This is a genomic window from Pseudomonas sp. LjRoot277 (genome assembly GCF_964253845.1).
Classification (GTDB): Bacteria; Pseudomonadota; Gammaproteobacteria; order Pseudomonadales; family Pseudomonadaceae; genus Aquipseudomonas.
This window is the reverse complement of sequence record NZ_CAXURI020000001.1, coordinates 3887730-3907376: the sequence shown is the minus strand read 5'-3', so window position 1 is coordinate 3907376 and position 19647 is coordinate 3887730. Positions and strand designations below refer to the sequence as shown.

Below are 19647 nucleotides of genomic sequence, written 5' to 3'. Positions count from 1 at the left end.
CGCGCACCCCCTACCAATGCACGCCGCCACCTCGTTCGAAAGTAGCATTCGGGTGCATGGCGCCCCGTGCATTAATGGCTTTACCGGAATCGTCCGGCATAAGAAGAGGATTGACCCATGTGGACTAAACCCGCGTTTACCGATCTGCGCATTGGCTTCGAAGTGACGATGTATTTCGCCAACCGCTGATTGTTCACCCGGCCAGCTGTTGCGTTGGCCGGGCCTGCCTTTTGGAGCATTGCCCATGCACATTCGCGTTCTCGGATCCGCCGCTGGCGGTGGTTTTCCGCAATGGAATTGCAACTGCCGCCAGTGCGCCGCGATGCGCAATGGCAGCCTGCGGGCCCAACGCCGGACCCAGTCCTCGATTGCCCTGAGCGACAACGGTGTGGATTGGGTGCTTTGCAATGCTTCACCGGACATTCGCGCGCAACTCGAGAGTTTCGCGCCGCTGCAACCGGCGCGCCGGGTTCGTGACACGGCGATTGCCGGCGTCGTCCTGCTGGACAGCCAGATCGACCATTGCACCGGCCTGTTGAGTCTGCGCGAAGGCTGCCCGCATTCGGTCTGGTGCACCGAACGCGTCCATGAAGACCTGAGCAGCGGCTTCCCGTTGTTCACCATGCTCAAGCATTGGAACGGCGGGTTGCAGTGGCAACCGGTCGGGCTCGACCGCGAGCCGTTCAGCATCACCGCTTGCGCACACCTGCGATTTCGCGCGATCCCCTTGGTCAGCAACGCACCGCCGTACTCCCCCAATCGCGGCAATCCGCAGCCGGGCGACACCATCGGCTTGTTTATCGAAGACCGACGCAGCGGTGCTTCGCTGTTCTATGCGCCGGGCCTGGGACAGGTCGACGACGAGGTGCTGAGCTGGATGCAACGCGCCGATTGTCTGTTGCTGGACGGCACCTTGTGGCGCGACGACGAGATGCGAGTCTGCGAAGTCGGCCAGAACCTGGGCAGTGAAATGGGTCACCTGTCGCAAAGCGGCCCTGGCGGCATGCTCGAAATCCTTGAAGGCTTCACCCGCCAGCGCAAGGTGCTGATCCACATCAACAACACCAACCCGATCCTTGATGAAGACTCGGCCGAGCGGGCGCTGCTGGAGCGGCGCGGGATCGAAGTGGCGTTTGACGGCATGAGTATTGAGCTGTAGCGGATGGCCCCTTCGCGAGCAAGCCCGCTCCCACAAGGGTGCCGCGTTCCACTGTGGGAGCGGGCTTGGTCCGGGCGGCGTTCCGACGAAGGCGCCAGAGCAAACACCGCAGAGCTACCAGGAGAACCGCAATGACTGACAAAGCAATGACCCCCACCGAATTCGAAGCGGCCCTGCGCGCCAAAGGCGCCTTCTACCACATCCATCATCCGTTCCACCAAGCCATGTACGCCGGGCGCTCCAGTCGCGAGCAGATTCAAGGCTGGGTTGCCAATCGCTTCTACTACCAGGTGAACATCCCCCTGAAGGACGCCGCGATTCTTGCCAACTGCCCGGACCGCGACGTACGCCGGGAATGGCTGCAACGAATCCTCGATCACGACGGCGTGCCCGGCAGCGAAGGCGGCATCGAAGCCTGGCTGCGGCTGGGCGAAGCGGTGGGGCTGGATCGCGAGCAAATCCTTTCACAGGAATTGGTGCTGCCCGGTGTCCGTTTCGCCGTGGATGCCTACGTCAATTTCGCCCGTCGCGCCTGTTGGCAGGAAGCCGCCAGCAGTTCGCTGACCGAGCTGTTTGCGCCACAGATCCACCAATCCCGGCTCGATGCCTGGCCGGCCCATTACCCGTGGATCGACGTCGGCGGGTACGACTATTTCCGTAATCGCCTGAGTCAGGCGCGACGGGATGTCGAGCATGGTTTGCGCATCACCCTGGCGCACTACGTCACAGTCGAAGGCCAGCAACGCATGCTGGAAATCCTGCAATTCAAGCTCGATGTGCTGTGGAGCATGCTCGACGCCATGAGCATGGCCTACGAGCTGGAGCGCCCGCCGTATCACACCGTCACCACGGACCAAGTCTGGCACCGGGGGATTGCCCTGTGAGCCTGATTAACCGCGAGCAATCACCGTCGCTGCGCCAGGGTTTTCGCCTGCAATGGGAACCTCGTCAGGACTGTCACGTGCTGCTGTACCCCGAAGGCATGATCAAACTCAACACCAGTGCCGGGCAGATCCTCGATCTGGTGGACGGCCAGCGCAGCGTTGCGGCGATCATTGATCGACTGTCTGAGAGTTTCCCCGGCGTACCGGGGATCGACGAAGATGTGCTGGCGTTTCTGGAGGTGGCCCATGCTCAATTCTGGATCGAGTGACTCGCGTCCGGGTCCGCCGCTGTGGCTGTTGGCGGAGTTGACCTATCGTTGCCCGCTGCAATGCCCGTATTGCTCCAACCCGCTGGACTTTGCCCAATCAGGCGAAGAGTTGAGCACCGAAGAATGGATCCGGGTGTTCCGCGAAGCCCGGGAGATGGGCGCCGCGCAACTGGGTTTTTCCGGCGGCGAGCCGTTGGTTCGTCAAGACCTGGCCGAACTGATCAAGGCTGCCCGGGACATGGGTTACTACACCAACCTGATCACCTCGGGCATCGGCCTGACCGAGCAGAAAGTGCGCGATTTCAAGGTCGCGGGGCTGGACCACATCCAGATCAGCTTCCAGGCCGCCGACGAAGCGGTGAACAACATGCTCGCCGGCTCGCGCAAGGCCTTCGCGCAGAAACTGGCGATGGCCCGGGCGGTAAAGGCCCAGGGCTACCCGATGGTGCTGAACTTCGTCACCCATCGGCACAACATCGACCAGATCGCACAGATCATCGATTTGTGCCTGGAACTGGAAGCGGATTTCGTCGAATTGGCGACCTGCCAGTTCTACGGCTGGGCCGAGCTCAACCGGGTTGGCCTGTTGCCCACGCGCGAACAATTGCAGCGTGCCGAGCGCATCACCCACTCATATCGCGAGCGTCTTGAGGCGCAGGGCCACCCGTGCAAGCTGATCTTCGTCACCCCGGATTACTACGAAGAACGCCCCAAGACCTGCATGAACGGCTGGGCCAATCTGTTTCTCGACATCACCCCCGACGGCACAGCGTTGCCTTGCCACAGCGCCCGACAGTTGCCGGTGCAGTTTCCCAACGTGCGCGAGTACAGCATCGAGCACATCTGGACTGATTCTTTCGGTTTCAATCGCTTTCGTGGCGACGACTGGATGAAGGAACCGTGCCGCTCCTGCGATGAAAAGCACAAGGATCTGGGTGGTTGCCGCTGCCAGGCATTCATGTTGACCGGTGACGCGGCCAATGCGGACCCGGTGTGCAGCAAGTCATCGCATCACGGTGTGATTCTCAAGGCCCGCGAGGAAGCCGACGCACCGGGGCTGGGCATGGAACACCTGACGTTGCGTAACGAGAAGGCTTCGCGACTGATCTACCGAGGATGAATCCAGACGTTGCGTCCAACGCGAATCCCTGTGGGAGCGGGCTTGCTCGCGAAGGCTGCATTACATGCAACATTGATGTCGACTGACCCACCGCTTTCGCGAGCAAGCCCGCTCCCACAGGGGATCTGCGGTGGGTACAAGATTTGAGTACACCCCAGCCTGCTACCCATTGGTCTGATTGCATTCACAGCCGGATGCTTTAGTGTGGACGTTACCTTCCAAAACAATAAAAACAGGCTTTCCAATGAGCCAGAGTCTTAGTCAGCTGCGTAAATTCGTTTCGCCTGAAATCATCTTTGGTGCCGGCTGCCGGCACAACGTCGGCAATTGCGCCAAAACCTTTGGTGCCCGCAAGGTCCTGCTGGTCAGCGACCCCGGTGTGATTGCCGCCGGTTGGGTCGCCGATGTCGAGGCCAGCCTGCAAGCCCAGGGCATCGAGTACGTCCTGTACAGCGCGGTTTCGCCCAACCCAAGGGTCGAAGAAGTGATGCTCGGCGCCGATCTGTACCGGGAAAACCATTGCGATGTGATCGTGGCCGTCGGTGGCGGCAGCCCGATGGATTGCGGCAAAGGCATCGGCATTGTCGTCGCCCATGGGCGCAGCATCCTTGAATTCGAAGGCGTGGACACCATCCGCGTCCCGAGCCCACCGCTGATCCTGATCCCGACCACCGCTGGCACCTCGGCCGATGTCTCGCAATTCGTGATCATCTCCAACCAGCAAGAACGCATGAAGTTCTCCATCGTCAGTAAGGCGGTGGTCCCGGACGTGTCGCTGATCGACCCGGAAACCACCCTGAGCATGGACCCGTTCCTGTCGGCCTGTACCGGCATCGATGCGTTGGTGCATGCCATCGAAGCGTTTGTTTCCACCGGTCACGGGCCATTGACCGACCCCCATGCGCTGGAGGCGATGCGCCTGATCAACGGCAACCTGGTGCAGATGATCGCCAACCCCAACGATATCGCCCTGCGCGAGAAAATCATGCTCGGCAGCATGCAGGCCGGGCTGGCGTTCTCCAACGCGATCCTCGGTGCGGTGCATGCCATGTCCCACAGCCTCGGTGGCTTTCTCGACTTGCCTCATGGCTTGTGCAACGCGGTGCTGGTGGAACACGTGGTGGCGTTCAACTACAGCTCCGCACCGGAGCGCTTCAAGGTGATCGCCGAGACCTTTGGCATCGATTGCCGTGGCCTCAATCACCGGCAGATTTGCGGGCGTCTGGTCGAACACCTGATCGCTCTGAAGCACGCCATCGGCTTCCACGAAACCCTCGGACTGCACGGGGTCAGCACCGCGGACATTCCGTTCCTGTCGCAACACGCCATGCACGATCCGTGCATCCTCACCAACCCGCGCGAGTCCAGTCAGCGTGATGTCGAGGTCGTCTATGGCGAAGCCCTCTGACGAACAGCAACGGGCGCTGGCGGGGTTACTGGGATTAGGCAGCCACTCGGCGCGCAAAAGTCATTACCCGGAATTGGCTGCGCGCCTCGACGAGCTGGAGGCCGAACGCAATCGCTACAAATGGCTGTTCGAGAACGCGGTCCACGGGATCTTTCAGGCCAGCCTCCTGGAAGGCATGCGTGCCGCCAACCCGGCCCTGGCGCGGATGCTCGGCTACGACAATCCCCAGGAAGTGCTGTTTTCCCTGGCGGATCTGGCAAGTAACCTGTTTGTCGGTGGTGCACAGGAACTGGAAAATATCGGCGAAATCCTCAGGCACCAGGGCAGCCTGCATGGCTATGAAACCCAATTGCGGCGCAAGGATGGCAGCAGCCTCGACGTGCTGATGAACCTGTTGCTCAAGCCCGATCAGGAAGGGCTGGTGGAAGGGTTTGTCGCCGACATCACCGAGCGCAAACTCGCCCAGCAGCGCCTGCAGCAACTCAACGACGAACTGGAGCAGCGCGTCACCGCGCGCACCGACGAGTTGCTGGAAGCCAACCGTAACCTGCAACAGCAGATCACCCAGCGTAAACAGATCGCCGAAGCCTTGCGCGATGCCCGGGACGCCGCCGAGGCCGCCAATCGCAGCAAGGACAAATACCTCGCCGCCGCCAGTCATGACCTGCTGCAACCGCTCAATGCCGCGCGTTTGCTGATCTCGACCCTGCGCGAACGCAAGCTACCCGATGTCGAGCAGGTGCTGGTGGAGCGTACGCATCAGGCGCTGGAAGGGGCGGAAGATTTGCTCACCGATTTGCTGGATATTTCCCGGCTCGATCAGGCGGCGGTCAAGCCGGACATTGCGCTGTACCGCCTCGATGAATTGCTCGCGCCGCTGGTGTCGGAGTTCCAGTCAGTGGCGCAAGCCGCAGGATTGAACCTGCGGGTGCACATGGGCGATTACGCCATCAGCACTGACTTGCGCCTGATGACGCGGATTCTGCGCAATTTCCTCAGCAACGCCTGCCGCTACACCGACGAGGGCAGCATCCTGCTGGGTGCCAGACGCCGCGGTGAAATGCTGCGCCTGGAAGTCTGGGACACCGGGCGCGGGATCGCGGCGGACCGACTGGATTCGATCTTCCTCGAGTTCAACCAACTGGACGTCGGCCGTGCCGCCGACCGCAAGGGAGTGGGCCTGGGGCTGGCCATCGTTGAACGCATCGCCAAGATCCTCGGCTATAAAGTCGGGGTTCATTCGTTGCCGGGGCGCGGTTCGATGTTCAGCATCGACGTGCCGATTTCCCATGAAATTCCGCTGCCGATCAGCCTGGTGGCACCACAGCCAGGAACGGGGAATCCGTTGCCGGGCCGGCGTTTGCTGGTGCTGGACAACGAAGTGAGCATCCTCGAAAGCATGAGCGCGCTGCTCGGGCAGTGGGGCTGCGAGGTGGTGACGGCCACCGATGAATTCTCTGCACTGGCCGCCTTGCAGGGGCGACCGCCGGAACTGATTCTGGCGGACTACCACCTCGATCACGGGGTGGTGGGCTGTGATGTGGTCAGGCATTTGCGTGAGCATTACCACCAGGCGATTCCAGCGGTCATCATCACTGCCGACCGCACGGATCAGTGTCGGCGCTCATTGCAGCGACTCGACGCACCGCTGCTGAACAAACCGGTGAAACCCGGCAAGTTGCGTGCGGTGCTGAGTCAGTTGCTGGGGTAGCGATAGTGCAGGCTGAAACCGAGCTCGGCTGACTCGCCTTGCTCCAGCAATCGCAACCCCGGTCGACCGGGCAGGTGATGCGCGTTGACCGGGTGGCTTACCGGTTCGATACAGAAAAAATCCAGGCCCACTGGGCAGTAGAGCAGGAAGTAATCGCTGCCGGTGGCGTGGCATTCCAGTTCATAACCCAACGCTGGCTGGCGAATCAGACAGCGGCCGTCCCATTCGCAGAAGCCGTTGTCGACCAATGTCTCGGGCAACCCCTTGAGTGACTGGAAATCCCATTCGGCTGGCAATGCACTGAGGTGTGTCGGCAGTTTGGTCCCGTCACACAACCAGACGTGCCGGGCTTGCGCCTGCAACTGGGTGCCCGTGGTACGCGGAAAGTAAGGATGCAAACCGAGCCCATGCCAGGCCGGGCTTTCGGCCAGATGGGTGACCTTAAGCTCAATGCTCAGCTTGCCATCGCTCAGATGGAATCGTTGCCGGGCGCGATAGGCGAAGGGCGTGGTGCTGTCGAGTTGCAGGACGACTTCATCGCGCGTCTGCGAAACCACCTGCCACGGCTGTTGCCAGGCGCTGCCGTGAATCGGCATGGGATCGGTGAGGCTGTTGGGTGTCAGTGCCAGCCAGCCCTCGGGGCATTCAAAGCCGCCTTCTGAAATTCGGTTCGACCACGGCGCCAAGGGAAAACAGCCGAGTTTGCCGGGCAGACCGGTGTTCAGCGCGTGGGCATCGCTGTGGCGCAACAGCGGCAGACCCGTGCCGCGCACGCTCCAGTTGACGATGCTGCCACCGAGTTCCGGGGCGAGGGTGAGGTGGGTGAATTCGTCTTTGAGTTCCAGAATTATTGGTGTCATGTTGATTTTTACTGGCTCATTGAAAGGCTTTTGTGGCGAGGGGGCTTGCCCCCGTTGGGTTGCGAAGCGACCCCCTACATTTTCAGTACTACCGAGTTGGCTGAATTACGACTGCTGCGCAGCCGAACGGGGGCAAGCCCCCTCGCCACAAGTGATCAGCAATCCTTGAACAACGGCTCCGGCAAGCCTTTTACCCCGGGATTGAGGGCGAACACACCGCCGGCCAGTGACTGTTCGTCATGGTCGTCGCCGGGACGGATCGAGGTCACGAACAATGTGTCCAGGCGACTGCCGCCGAAGGCGCACATGCTCGGTTTTTTCACCGGTACGGCGAGGGAACGGTCCAGTCGGCCATCGGGCGTGAAACGGTGAATCAGCCCGGCGTCATTGGCGCAAATCCAGTAGCCGCCTTCGGCATCGACCGCCGCCCCGTCGGGACGACCGGGGAATTGATGCATGTCGACAAACAGCCGGCGGTTGGACGGAGTGCCGCTGTCGATGTCGTAATCAAAGGCCCAGATTTGCTGGACCAAGGGATGAGAGTCAGACAGGTACATCGTTCGCCCGTCCGGGCTGAAACCCAGGCCGTTGGGCACGATAAACCCGCTGAGTTGCGCCTCGAGTGGCCCGCGTTGCCCGGCGCTGTAGCGATAAAGCGTGCCGTCGGCAGCGTTGGCGCCCATGTTCAGCACCATGCTGCCGGCCCAGAAGCGCCCCTGACGATCGCAGCGACCATCGTTCAGGCGCATATCTGTGCGGGCGTGTTCGACCGGAGCCAGGAGGTTGCTGTCGAGGCTGCCATCGTTATGCGGGTGCAGATGAAAGAACCCGCTTTCCATCCCGGCAACCCAGCCGCCGTCGCGGTGACGTGCAATGCAGGCGAGCATTTCTGGTGCTGTCCATGCGTGAACATGGCCGGTTTCGGCGCTCCAGCGTTGCAGGCCTCCGACGGGAATATCAACCCAATACAGGGCGTTTTCCTCGGGCACCCAGACCGGGCATTCACCGACCGCGTTGCGGGCATCGACAATCAATTCGGCTTGCATGACAGCTCATCCCCTCAGGTTTTTGTTGTCGGGATCAAGTGATGTGCGCGGGTTCAGTCGCCGAACGGGCCGGACGCGACAAACGCTCCACCCTGGTAAACCCGTGCCGGGTCATCAGCGGCCGGCATCGGTTGGGCTTCGACTTTTTCGCGGAACACTTCGGAGCTGTCCTGAGGTTCATAACCCAGGCAGGTGGCGAATCGGTTGTCCCACCAGACGTTCTTGTTATCGGACATGCCGTAGACCACGGTGTGACCGACATTGGGGGCGTACAGCGCGCATTCGAGCAATTGAGTCAGGTCGCCGAAGCTCAACCAGGTGCTCATCATTCTGCGGTTCTGCGGTTCCGCGAACGAGGAGCCAATGCGCACGCTGACAGTCTCGATGCCGTAGCGATCGAAGTAGAAACTGGCCATGTCTTCGCCGTAGGACTTGGACAAGCCGTAGTAGCTGTCCGGGCGGCGAGGGGAGTGGGCGTCGATGACTTCATCCTGCTTATAGAAGCCGATCACGTGGTTGGAACTGGCGAAAATCACCCGCTTCACACCATGGCGGCGAGCGGCTTCATAGATGTGGAACACGCCGCAGATGTTGGCGCCGAGGATCTCTTCGAACGAGTGCTCCGTTGATACGCCACCAAAGTGCAGGATCGCGTCCACGCCTTCAACCAGCTGATGGACTGCTTGCTTGTCTGCCAGGTCGCAGGGCACGACTTCTTCACGGTCATCGATGGCCGGGGCAATGTCGGCGATGTCCGACAGGCGAATCACATTGGCATAGGGCCGCAGGCGTTCGCGCAGGACTTTGCCGAGGCCACCGGCGGCACCGGTCAGGAGGAGACGATTGAAAGGAACGCGGGCGTTAGGTGTGATGGTCATGGAAGTCCCTGAACAAGCAGTCATTGTTGTTGAAATTGTTGTAGGTTGTCGTACGACTAGTTCGAAGTATCGTTAGCCTTTCTGGTGGTTGTCAACGACACATCAATTGAAATTGACGAAGGGTCTGGCCGCCCCGCGCTCGATGTAGCAGCTGGCGAAGCCTGCGTTCGGCTGCGCAGCAGTCGTAAACCCTACACAGGTGATTTTCCTGATGCACCGCGTCGGCTGATTTTACGACTGCTGCGCAGCCGAACGCAGGCTTCGCCAGCTGCTACAAAGATCCGGCTTACAGCAACGAGATCGGGTAGTTGATGATAATGCGGTTTTCGTCGAATTCGTTGGTGCTGAAGTCCTTGCGGATCGACGCGTTACGCCATTTGACGTTGAGGTTCTTCAGCGCGCCGCTCTGTACGGTGTAAGCCAGTTCTGACTCGCGGCCCCATTCCTTGCCGTCGGTGATGGTGCCTGTGTGCACGTTATCGCCGCTGATGTAGCGGTTCATCATCGTCAGGCCGGGAATGCCGAGCGCCACAAAATTGTAGTCGTGGCGCAGTTGCCAGGATCTTTCCTTGGCGTTGTCGTAGCTGGAGTTGTAGCTGTCGTTGGCCAGGGTGCCGCCGCTGGTGCCGTTGACCCGCATCCAGACATCGTCGCCGGTGAGTTTTTGCAGGCCGACGAAGAAGGTGTTGCCGCCGTATTTGGCCGAGAGCATGGCGAACGCGGTTTTGTTGTCGAGGTCGCCAGCCAGGGCGCTGCCGTCTTCCTTGCCGATGAAGTAGCCAAGGTTGGCGCCGAGGGTCCAGTCGCCGATGGGCTGGCTGTGGCTCAGGTTGAAATACTGCTGCTGATAAATGTCGCTGAGTTGCGCGTACCAGACACCGACCTGGGTGCGCTTCTCGTTGAACGCATATTCGCCGCCGCCAAAGTTGAAACGGTCCGAGGTGAAGGCCGCGGATTTGCCGTTCATGAACATGTCTTCCATGCTCGCATCGTTGCGCGGGCTGTTGGCGCGGAACTGGCCGCCGTAGAGCGTCAGGCCACTGATCTCGGTGGACGTCACTTGACCACCGCGGAAGGTTTGCGGCAGCGAGCGACCGTCGTCGGAGCGCAGGATCGGCAACACCGGCATCCATTCGCCGACCTTCAATTCGGTTTTCGAGATTTTCCCTTTCAGCGCCACACCCAGGCGCCCGAAGTTGTCGGCCGGGCGGCCGTCGTCATGAATCGGCAGCAACGAGGTGCCGCCCGTGCCTTTGCCGCCGTCGAGTTTTTCCGAGTACAGGCCCAGCACATCCATGCCGAAACCAACGGGGCCTTGGGTGAATCCGGATTTGGCGTCGAGGATGAAGCTTTGCGTCCACTCTTCAGCCTTGCCCTGCGGGTAGGCCGGGTTCGTGAAGTTGCGGTTGATGTAGAAGTTGCGCAGGTTCAGCGTGGCTTTGGCGTCATCGACGAAACCTTCGGCATGACTGGTCATGGGCAAGGCGAGGGCCAGGCTGCTGCAACCGATCAGGCTCAGGGTGTGACGGCGTGCGAAGGTTGGGCGAGGGGTGCAGACGGAGGAATTGCGGACGAGCTTGCTCACAGTGACGCTCCCGTGTTTCTTGTTGTTTTTATTTTTTGTTATACGTCGTCGTACAACATTGGGGCGGATTATTTGCAAGTGTTACGGGGAATGTCAATCAGAAGTTGTACGATGACTTGGCTCGGTTTTATGGTTTGTCGCAGAAACCCTGTGGGAGCGGGCTTGCTCGCGAAGGCGGTCTGCCAGTCAGCCAATGTGTTGAATGTGACGCCGCTTTCGCGAGCAAGCCCGCTCCCACAGGGATTGGCGTTTTAGCCAGTGATCATCGGCGGCATCGTGCCGAGTAAAGAAACGGCAGCCACCGCTCCCATTCCCAGCAACCATTCAAGAATTACACTACTTGTCAGAGCTGTCGGACGCTGCTCGCAGTCGTTGATCCGCAGCCGATTGAACAACGCCAGCCCCAGCATCGCGGCGACCAACACAACCTTGATCAACAGAATCAGCGCAAACCCGGACAGCAACGGCGTCGGCCAGAACTGCCCGGTGAGGACCCGAACATTGATCAGCCCGGTCATCACCAACCCCGCCACCAAGACGTAACCAACGCCGCTGAAGCGTTGCAAGGTCGCTTTGATTGAATGCTCTGTCGGCTGCCGCAGGATCATCACCAACAGCATCAAGCCGCCGAGCCAGGCGCCGACGCAGGTCAGGTGAATGATTTGATTGAGGATCAGCAATTGGCCGTTGAGGCCGTCGAGCATGGCTCCGTGGCCGACCGGGGCGAGGGTGGCCAGCAGCAGGCTGGCGAGGCCGATTCGCAGGGGCAGGTTTGAACGCAGGGGCGTCATCAGCAGCGCGACCAACAACGCATTGAGCAGCAGGTGCCAGCGCCAGACCTGGCCGAAAAATGTATTGCCCAGCACCAATCGCAGGGTCGATGGATCGAATGCCGCGTCCCACGAACCGGCCATGCTGGCGGTGATCAGCAGCAACCAGCTAACGCCAGTGACCAACGCCACCGCCGCCATCCAGCGGCTTGTCTTCGTCAGTCGCTGATCCAGATTTCCAGCGTCGCCATTAACCAGCAGAGGCCTGAACACCCAGACCCCGAACAGCATCAGCACGACGGTGAAATGCAGGAAGCGGCACAGCACCATCGCGCTCGTCATGAATTACTGGCCAACCTTGAAGTTATAGGCGCCTTCGCTTTTGTGGGTATCGACCGACACCGCGTGCCATTCGACTTTGTAAGCACCCGCTGCCAATGGTGCGGCCGGGGTGACGATCAGGGTTTTCTTGTCGCTGCCTTCGGTGGCGAGGCTTTTCACCGCCACGTCGGCACCGTCCTTGCTGATCGTGACTTTGGAAAAGGTCGCTTCAACGCCTTCGGAAAACACCAGGCGCAGTTCCGACGGCGCGGTCACCGTGCTGTCGGCGGCCGGGGTCTGGCTTTTCAGATGGGCGTGGGCAAACACCGACGAAGCGACGAACAGCGAGCCGAGCAGGGCGACGGTGGTCAGGGTTTTCTTGAGCAGCATCGTGGAATACCTCTGAGGCGGGTTCGAAAAGGCGGTCAGTTTACCTGCGCGAAGCTGTGTGTACGAAGTTTCGTTTTCCCTTGTCGCCGCGAGCTAGAGCGGATGCTAGTCTTGAGCAACGCTGTTGTCAGGGAGCCCTCATGGGCAATCACAAGATCGAGATTCGTCGCAGTAACGTCGAGAAAATTCTGTTGGGGGCCGAAAAGGTGTTCGCCGAAAAAGGTTTCGGCGGCACCGCCATGGCCGACATCGCCGCCGAAGTGCAACTGCCGCGCTCCAACCTGCATTACTACTTCAGCACCAAGAGTGAGCTGTACAGCGCGGTGCTGTTGGGTTTGCTGGAAGTGTGGAAACAGGACGCGCTGTGCTTCGAGATGTTCGACGACCCGCGCGTGGTGCTCAGCAGCTACATCCGCGCCAAGATGAACCACTCCCGCAGCCGGCCTTATGGCTCCAAAGTCTGGGCCAACGAAATCATCCATGGTGCACCGACTCTGGGTGAGAAGCTGGACGTGAGTCTGTACGACTGGGCCAAGATGAAAGAAGCGAAAATTCGCCAGTGGGTGGACGACAAACGCATCCTGCCGGTGGAGCCTTCGAGCCTGCTGTACATGATCTGGGCGTCGACCCAGCATTACGCCGACTTTGATCATCAGGTGAATATTCTGAATGATCATCAGCCGTTGTCGGACATGCAGTTCGAGCGGGCGGTGCAGACGGTGACGAGTGTGATCTTGCGCGGGATTGGGTTGGAACCTTGAGCTTTGCGGTGTTGCTGCTGGCCTCATCGCGAGCAGGCTCGCTCCCACATTTGAAATGCATTCCAATGTGGGAGCGAGCCTGCTCGCGATGGCGTCGGTTCAGGCGCCGCTGAGCTCAAGGGCTGACATGGTAGGGATTGCGCGGATCATGATTCCAATCCAGAAACGGCTTCCCGTTCTCCATCGGCACCATCTCGATACAGTCCTGCACCGGGCATGTGATCTGACACAGATTGCACCCCACGCACTCATCATCAATCACTTCATATTTATGCGTCCCGTCCGCCTGCTTCAGGCTCGCAATCGCCTGGTGCGAAGTGTCTTCGCAAGCAATGTGGCAACGACCGCAACCAATGCAGGCCTCCTGGTCGATCTTGGCAATCACTTGATAGTTGATGTCCAGGTACTTCCAGTCCGTGGTGTTGCCCACCGCACGCCCGGAAAACTCTGACACGCTGGCGTAGCCCTGACTGTCCATCCAGCGTGACAACCCGTCCTTCATCTCCTCGACAATCCGGAAGCCATGCAGCATCGCCGCCGTGCACACCTGCACCGAGCCGCTGCCTAGCGCAATAAACTCCGCCGCGTCGCGCCAGCTGCTAATGCCGCCAATGCCGGAGATCGGCAGGCCTTGCGTCTGTGGATCGCGGGCGATTTCGGCGACCATGTTCAGCGCAATCGGCTTCACCGCCGAACCGCAATAACCACCATGAGTGCTTTGGCTGCCCACGGCGGGATTGGCGACCATGCGCTCCAGGTTGACGCTGGTGATCGAGTTGATCGTGTTGATCAACGACACCGCATCGGCACCGCCGCGATGGGCCGCGCGGGCGGCGACGCGAATGTCGGTGATATTCGGCGTGAGCTTGACGATCACCGGCAGCGAGCAGAACGTCTTGCACCAACGGGTGACCTGCTCGACGTACTCCGGCACTTGGCCGACCGCCGCGCCCATGCCGCGCTCCGGCATCCCGTGCGGGCAGCCGAAGTTCAGTTCGATGCCGTCGGCGCCGGTGGCTTCCACCAGCGGCAAGATGAATTTCCAGGATTCTTCAACGCAGGGCACCATCAGCGACACAATCAGCGCGCGGTCCGGCCAGTCCTTTTTGACTTGGGTGATTTCCCGCAGGTTGATCTCCAGCGAGCGATCGGTGATCAGCTCGATGTTGTTGAAGCCCACCACTTCGCGGTTGGCACCGAAGTGCGCCGAGTAACGTGACGACACGTTGACCGCCGCCGGGTCTTCACCCAGGGTTTTCCAGACCACGCCACCCCAACCGGCCTCGAAGGCGCGGACCACGTTGTAGGCCTTGTCGGTCGGTGGTGCGGAGGCAAGCCAGAACGGATTGGGGGCTTTGATGCCGGCGAAGACAATCGAGAGATCGGCCATTTACGCAGCCTCCACGTTGAGCATGAGTTGGGCGTTGATGGCCTCGGCGGCCCGTTTGCCGTGCTGCACGGCCTGCACGGTGAGGTCCTGATCGAGACTGGTGCAGTCGCCGCCGGCATACACGCCGGGGATGCTGGTGCGCAGGTTTTCGTCCACTTGAATCCGCTCGCCCTGACGTTTGAGTTCACGGGCCAGCGGATCAGCGAGGGCGCTGCCATCAAAGGCCTGGCCGATGGCTTTGAAGATCGCATCGGCGGCCAGTTCGAAGGTTTCGCCAGTGGTTTGCAGGCGACCTTCGACTAACCAGGTCCGGGCGAAGCGCATGCCGCGTACTTGGCCTTGAGCATCGAGCAGGACTTCTTCGGGTTGTGCCCACGTCAGCAAACGCACTTGATTGGCTTTGGCGATGTCCTGTTCGTGGCCGGTGGCGCCCATTTCCTCGACACCGCGGCGATACACCAGGTTGACATCGCGTGCTCCGAGACGAGCCATTTGCACGGCCATGTCGATGGCGGTGTTGCCGGCGCCCAAAACGATGCAACGGTCAGCGAGGGGGAGTTGGGTCAGGTCATCGGCCTGACGCAGTTCGCGGATGTAATCGGTGGCGGCCAGCAGACCGGGTGCATCTTCATGAGCAAGCCCCAGCTGTTTGCTGGCGGCCAGACCGAGGCCAAGGAACACTGCGTCGAACTGCTGATGCAGGTCGCTAAGTGTCAGGTTTTCACCGAGTTTCTGCCCGTGTCGGATTTCGATCCCGCCGATTTCCAATAGGAATTCAAGCTCCTTCTGCGCGTAGTCATCCACCAGTTTGTACTTGGCGATCCCGTATTCGTTGAGGCCACCAGCCTTTTCCCGCGCCTCGAAAATCACCACGTCATGACCGTGCATGGCACTGCGGTGAGCGCAGGACAAACCGGCCGGACCGGCGCCGACCACGGCGATGCGCTTGCCGGTTGATGCCGCACGGGTGAAGGGGTGTTCGCTGAAGTGTGCGTTGTCGACGGCGTAACGTTGCAACAGGCCGATCAGCACCGGTGCGCATTCATGGTCGTTGTTGCGCACGCAGGCTTGCTGGCAAAGCACTTCCGTCGGACACACCCGAGCGCAACTGCCGCCGAGGATGTTCGCCGAGAGGATTTTCTGCGCGGCGCCCTGAACGTTTTCCTGATGGATATTGCGGATGAACGACGGAATGTCGATCTCGCTCGGACAGGCATTCACGCACGGCGCGTCGTAGCAGTACAGGCAACGCGAGGCTTCCAGATGGGCCTGACGGTCGTTGAGTGGCGGCGCCAGATCGGTGAAATGGCCGGCGAGGGCGGCCGCATTCTCGTGCGGATGCGGGAGGTGGTTCAGGGTCTTGATCACGGTGTTGGCCTCACGGTTATTGAGGTACTGCCTCTGGTGGGCAGTGGTTTTTTCGCATCATCCTGTGGCGAGGGAGCTTGCTCCCGCTGGGTGGCGAAGCCGCCCCATATCCTGTCAACCAGGCTGTCCTGACTCCCCTAGTCGACTGGCTTTGGGCCTGCTGCGCAGTCCAGCGGGAGCAAGCTCCCTCGCCACAGAGGGCAGGTCAGCGTTTCACAGCGACTGGCTTATGTTGCTCAGCCCGCTTGCTCAGCAAATCAAACACCGCCGGATACGCCGGCCGTTCGACATACCGCCCGGCACCACGCTCGGCCCGCAAATCACCATCGGCCCACACCACCCGGCCCTGGCTGACGGTGTGGCTCGGTACGCCGCGCACGGTCTTGCCTTCGAAGATGTTGAAGTCCACTTGCTGATGGTGAGTCTTCGCCGAAATCGTCCGCGTACCTTCCGGATCCCACAGCACCAGATCCGCGTCCGCACCGACGCGAATCGCGCCTTTGCGCGGGTAGAGGTTGAAGATTTTCGCGGTGTTGGTGGAGGTGAGCGCCACGAAGTGCTGCATCGACAAACGCCCGGTGTTCACCCCTTCATCCCAGAGCACCGCCATGCGGTCTTCGATACCGGCCGTGCCATTGGGGATCTTGCTGAAATCGTCACGGCCGGCGGCTTTTTGTTCGGCGCAGAAACAGCAGTGGTCGGTGGCGGTGGTGTGCAGGTTGCCCGATTGCAGGCCGTGCCAAAGTGCTTCTTGATGGCCGCGCGGACGGAAGGGCGGGCTCATCACGTAACCGGCGGCGGTCTGCCAGTCCGGGTGTTGATAGACGCTATCGTCCAGCAGCAAATGCCCGGCCAGCACCTCGCCGTAGACTTGTTGGCCCTTGCTGCGGGCGTAGGTGATTTCGTCGAGGGCTTCCTTGGTCGAAACATGCACCAGGTACAACGGCGTGCCCAGGGTTTCGGCGATGCGGATCGCCCGACTGGCCGCTTCACCTTCCACCTGCGAAGGGCGCGACAACGGATGCGCTTCCGGGCCGGTCATGCCCTGGGCCATCAACTTGCGTTGCAGGTGATAGACCAGCTCACCGTTTTCCGCATGCACGGTCGGCACCGCGCCCAATTCCAGGCAGCGCTCGAAACTCGCCACCAGCGTGTCATCGGCGGCCATGATCGCGTTCTTGTAGGCCATGAAATGCTTGAAGCTGTTGACCCCGTGCTGGCTGACCAGCTCGGCCATTTCCTCGCGGACCTGTTCGCTCCACCAGGTGATCGCGACATGGAAACCGTAATCCGACGCCGACTTCTCGGCCCAGCCGCGCCACTGATGAAAGGCTTCCATCAAGGATTGCTGCGGATTGGGAATCACAAAGTCGATGATCGACGTCGTGCCACCGGCAAGTCCCGCCGCAGTACCGCTGAAGAAGTCTTCACTGGCCACCGTGCCCATGAAGGGCAGTTGCATGTGCGTGTGTGGATCGATGCCGCCGGGCATCAGGTACTGGCCGCTGCCGTCGAGCACTTCGGCATCGGCGGGTACATCAAGGTTTTCACCGATGGCTTTGATCACGCCGTCGGCGCAATAGACGTCGGCGCGATAACTTTCATCATGGGTAATAACGGTGGCGCCACGGATCAACAGAGACATTCCGAGTTCCTCGCAGGCAATGACCGACTTGTGCCGGTTCTAAATGTTTTATATGAAGCCGACGCAAACAGGTGTATTCCTGTCAGCGCTGTCAGGAATAAACGCTAGTCTGAGTTTGAGGATTGAGCAAGAATATTTTTTATAAGCTTATATCTGTTTTAACGTATTGATAAATAACGATTAAATACGTAAATCACCAAAATGGTGAGGCCTCTCACCATTTTGACGCACTTGACAGGTTCTAAAAATAGACGAGATTTCTTATGTGAAATCAGCTGCTTGAGGATGGTCTATGGTTGATGCGCAACGTTGAAAAAAAGTGGTATGCACCAGATTGAGTCCTGACGGTTCGGACAACTTGCCTGGCATTTGGCCTGAGTGAACAAGCAAGTAACCGGTGACTCATCGGCTATATAAATAAAACTGATAAACATCAGTTGGTTACAAAGTTTTTATGGAACTGCCCGATGCGCAACCGGGGTAACCGGCACGTTAATTGATGCCGCCAGCCCCTGATGAGCAACAATAATCAAAAGAACAGTGGAGCGGCCATGCAACAGATCAGATCGCAAGTGACCGAGCGCGACGGCTTGTTTGAGCTCGAAGCCGGCAGTGACGTCCTCGACAGCCCCCGTTACAACCACGACATGGCACCGACCAAGGTGCGTGAACGAACCTGGAACAAATGGCACATCACCGCATTGTGGGTCGGCATGGCGATCTGCGTGCCGACCTACACCCTCGGCGGTGTGCTCACCGCGTATTTCGGCCTGAGCGTCGGCGAAGCGCTGCTGGCGATTCTGTTCGCCAACATCATCGTCCTGATCCCGTTGACCCTGAACGCCTTTCCCGGCACCAAGTACGGCATTCCGTTTCCCGTGTTGTTGCGTTCGTCCTTCGGCATCCTCGGCTCCAACATTCCGTGCCTGATCCGGGCACTGGTGGCGTGCGGCTGGTTCGGCATTCAGACGATGTTCGGCGGACTGGCCATTCACCTGTTTCTCGGCTCGGTGTTCGACGGTTGGAAATCCCTCGGCGGTACCGGTGAAGTGATCGGGTTCATGGTGTTCTGGGCCTTGAACCTGTGGGTGGTGATTCGCGGCGCGGACTCGATCAAATGGCTGGAAACCCTCTCGGCGCCATTGTTGGTGCTGGTGGGCGTGGGGCTGTTGGTATGGGCGATGCCGAACGTGTCGATGACCGAGTTGCTGGCGATCCCGGCCAAGCGTCCGGAAGGCGCGAGCGTTGTCAGTTACTTTGCCGCCGGGCTGACCGCCATGGTCGGGTTCTGGGCCACCTTGTCCCTGAACATTCCTGATTTCAGCCGCTATGCGAAAAGCCAGAAGGATCAGATCGTCGGGCAGATTATCGGCTTGCCCCTGACCATGTTCCTGTTCGCCTCCCTCGGTGTGGTGATGACCGCCGCCTCGGTCAAACTGGTGGGCGTCACCGTCTCCGATCCGGTCACCCTGATCGGCCATATCCAGAGCCCGGTCTGGGTCGCACTGGCCATGGCGCTGATCATCATCGCCACGCTGTCGACCAACACCGCGGCCAACATCGTTTCGCCGACCAACGATTTCCAGAACGTTGCCCCCAAGTTCATCAACCGCACCAAAGCGGTGATGCTCACCGGTCTGGTCGGCTTGGCGCTGATGGCCCATGAACTGTTGAAGAAGCTTGGGTTGATCGTCTCGGATTTGAGTCTGGAGACGGTGTATTCCAACTGGTTGCTGGGCTATTCGAGCCTGCTGGGCCCGATCGCCGGAATCATGGTGGTGGACTATTTCCTGATCAAGAAACAGCAATTGGACCTGGCCGGCCTCTATCGCGATGACGTTTACCCGGCGTGGAACTGGTTCGGGTTTATCGCGTTCGGCGTGCCGGTGGCGCTAACGCTGCTGTCGCTCGGCAGCGATGCATTCAGCTGGTTCTACGACTATGGCTGGTTCACCGGCTCGGCACTGGGCGGGCTGATTTATTACGGGTTGTGCTCGATGCGACCCAGCCCGTCAATCGCGAAATCCACGGTGTGAGGGACGGCCCCTTCGCGAGCAAGTCGAATCGTCGCACCGCCGCTCC

18 protein-coding genes are annotated in these 19647 nt (G+C 60.2%); 9 read left to right on the top strand and 9 right to left on the bottom strand.

Annotated features, from left to right (window positions below):
• Positions 1 to 117: 117 nt before the first annotated feature.
• The 7 genes from pqqA to ACSQ87_RS18305 all read left to right on the top strand — a co-directional run bounded on the left by pqqA (position 118) and on the right by ACSQ87_RS18305 (position 6551).
• Entirely contained in the window at positions 118 to 189 is a 72-nt protein-coding gene (gene pqqA, locus ACSQ87_RS18335) for a pyrroloquinoline quinone precursor peptide PqqA (protein ID WP_003253598.1), read from the top strand.
• Positions 190 to 244: 55 nt separating this feature from the next.
• Complete coding sequence (pqqB, locus tag ACSQ87_RS18330) at positions 245 to 1159, top strand: pyrroloquinoline quinone biosynthesis protein PqqB (RefSeq protein ID WP_436274013.1); 915 nt, start codon at positions 245 to 247, stop codon at positions 1157 to 1159.
• Between the two features lie 131 nt (positions 1160 to 1290).
• Positions 1291 to 2043 (top strand): pyrroloquinoline-quinone synthase PqqC, encoded by a 753-nt coding sequence (gene pqqC / locus ACSQ87_RS18325; RefSeq protein ID WP_436274012.1) that lies wholly within the window; start codon positions 1291 to 1293, stop codon positions 2041 to 2043.
• Positions 2040 to 2312: a pyrroloquinoline quinone biosynthesis peptide chaperone PqqD gene (gene pqqD, locus ACSQ87_RS18320; RefSeq protein WP_046048900.1), complete on the top strand. Its 273-nt coding sequence runs from the start codon at positions 2040 to 2042 to the stop codon at positions 2310 to 2312. Before pqqC ends, pqqD begins: the two co-directional genes overlap by 4 nt.
• Positions 2290 to 3432, top strand: a complete 1143-nt coding sequence (pqqE, locus tag ACSQ87_RS18315) for a pyrroloquinoline quinone biosynthesis protein PqqE (protein ID WP_223430885.1) — start codon at positions 2290 to 2292, stop codon at positions 3430 to 3432. Before pqqD ends, pqqE begins: the two co-directional genes overlap by 23 nt.
• 244 nt (positions 3433 to 3676) lie before the next feature.
• On the top strand, positions 3677 to 4840 hold the full coding sequence (gene ercA / locus ACSQ87_RS18310; RefSeq protein ID WP_008149766.1) for an alcohol dehydrogenase-like regulatory protein ErcA: 1164 nt from the start codon (positions 3677 to 3679) through the stop codon (positions 4838 to 4840).
• Positions 4824 to 6551, top strand: a complete 1728-nt coding sequence (locus tag ACSQ87_RS18305) for a hybrid sensor histidine kinase/response regulator (RefSeq protein WP_436274011.1) — start codon at positions 4824 to 4826, stop codon at positions 6549 to 6551. The genes ercA and ACSQ87_RS18305 overlap by 17 nt, the downstream gene beginning before the upstream one ends.
• Here the strand turns inward: ACSQ87_RS18305 and ACSQ87_RS18300 are convergent.
• The 6 genes from ACSQ87_RS18300 to copC form a co-directional block, all read right to left on the bottom strand.
• Positions 6536 to 7411 carry an aldose 1-epimerase gene (locus ACSQ87_RS18300; RefSeq protein ID WP_436274010.1) on the bottom strand — a complete coding sequence of 292 codons (876 nt, stop codon included), beginning with the start codon at positions 7409 to 7411 and terminating at the stop codon, positions 6536 to 6538. The genes ACSQ87_RS18305 and ACSQ87_RS18300 overlap by 16 nt on opposite strands.
• Before the next feature lie 155 nt (positions 7412 to 7566).
• Positions 7567 to 8457 (bottom strand): SMP-30/gluconolactonase/LRE family protein, encoded by an 891-nt coding sequence (locus ACSQ87_RS18295; protein ID WP_436274009.1) that lies wholly within the window; start codon positions 8455 to 8457, stop codon positions 7567 to 7569.
• 53 nt (positions 8458 to 8510) lie between these two features.
• Positions 8511 to 9335: an NAD-dependent epimerase/dehydratase family protein gene (locus ACSQ87_RS18290; protein WP_436274008.1), complete on the bottom strand. Its 825-nt coding sequence runs from the start codon at positions 9333 to 9335 to the stop codon at positions 8511 to 8513.
• Positions 9336 to 9621: 286 nt separating this feature from the next.
• Positions 9622 to 10920 carry an OprD family porin gene (locus tag ACSQ87_RS18285; protein WP_436274007.1) on the bottom strand — a complete coding sequence of 433 codons (1299 nt, stop codon included), beginning with the start codon at positions 10918 to 10920 and terminating at the stop codon, positions 9622 to 9624.
• A 251-nt stretch (positions 10921 to 11171) separates the two neighbouring features.
• Complete coding sequence (gene copD, locus ACSQ87_RS18280; protein WP_223430879.1) at positions 11172 to 12032, bottom strand: copper homeostasis membrane protein CopD; 861 nt, start codon at positions 12030 to 12032, stop codon at positions 11172 to 11174.
• Between the two features lie 3 nt (positions 12033 to 12035).
• The gene (gene copC, locus ACSQ87_RS18275) at positions 12036 to 12401 is read right to left on the bottom strand and encodes a copper homeostasis periplasmic binding protein CopC (RefSeq protein WP_223430878.1); all 366 of its coding nucleotides are present in this window, start codon (positions 12399 to 12401) and stop codon (positions 12036 to 12038) included.
• 140 nt (positions 12402 to 12541) lie between these two features.
• On the opposite strand from copC, the gene ACSQ87_RS18270 reads away from it, so the two are divergent.
• Positions 12542 to 13162, top strand: coding sequence for a TetR/AcrR family transcriptional regulator (locus tag ACSQ87_RS18270; RefSeq protein ID WP_008149783.1), 621 nt, complete (start codon positions 12542 to 12544; stop codon positions 13160 to 13162).
• A 115-nt stretch (positions 13163 to 13277) separates the two neighbouring features.
• Here ACSQ87_RS18270 and preA read toward each other — a convergent pair whose 3' ends face one another.
• From preA to hydA, 3 genes are all read right to left on the bottom strand, one after another.
• The gene (gene preA, locus ACSQ87_RS18265) at positions 13278 to 14552 is read right to left on the bottom strand and encodes an NAD-dependent dihydropyrimidine dehydrogenase subunit PreA (protein WP_436274006.1); all 1275 of its coding nucleotides are present in this window, start codon (positions 14550 to 14552) and stop codon (positions 13278 to 13280) included.
• Entirely contained in the window at positions 14553 to 15920 is a 1368-nt protein-coding gene (locus ACSQ87_RS18260; RefSeq protein ID WP_046048983.1) for an NAD(P)-dependent oxidoreductase, read from the bottom strand.
• Between the two features lie 205 nt (positions 15921 to 16125).
• Entirely contained in the window at positions 16126 to 17565 is a 1440-nt protein-coding gene (gene hydA, locus ACSQ87_RS18255; RefSeq protein ID WP_436274005.1) for a dihydropyrimidinase, read from the bottom strand.
• 551 nt (positions 17566 to 18116) lie between these two features.
• On the opposite strand from hydA, the gene ACSQ87_RS18250 reads away from it, so the two are divergent.
• Positions 18117 to 19601: an NCS1 family nucleobase:cation symporter-1 gene (locus ACSQ87_RS18250; protein WP_223430875.1), complete on the top strand. Its 1485-nt coding sequence runs from the start codon at positions 18117 to 18119 to the stop codon at positions 19599 to 19601.
• Positions 19602 to 19647 lie beyond the last annotated feature (46 nt).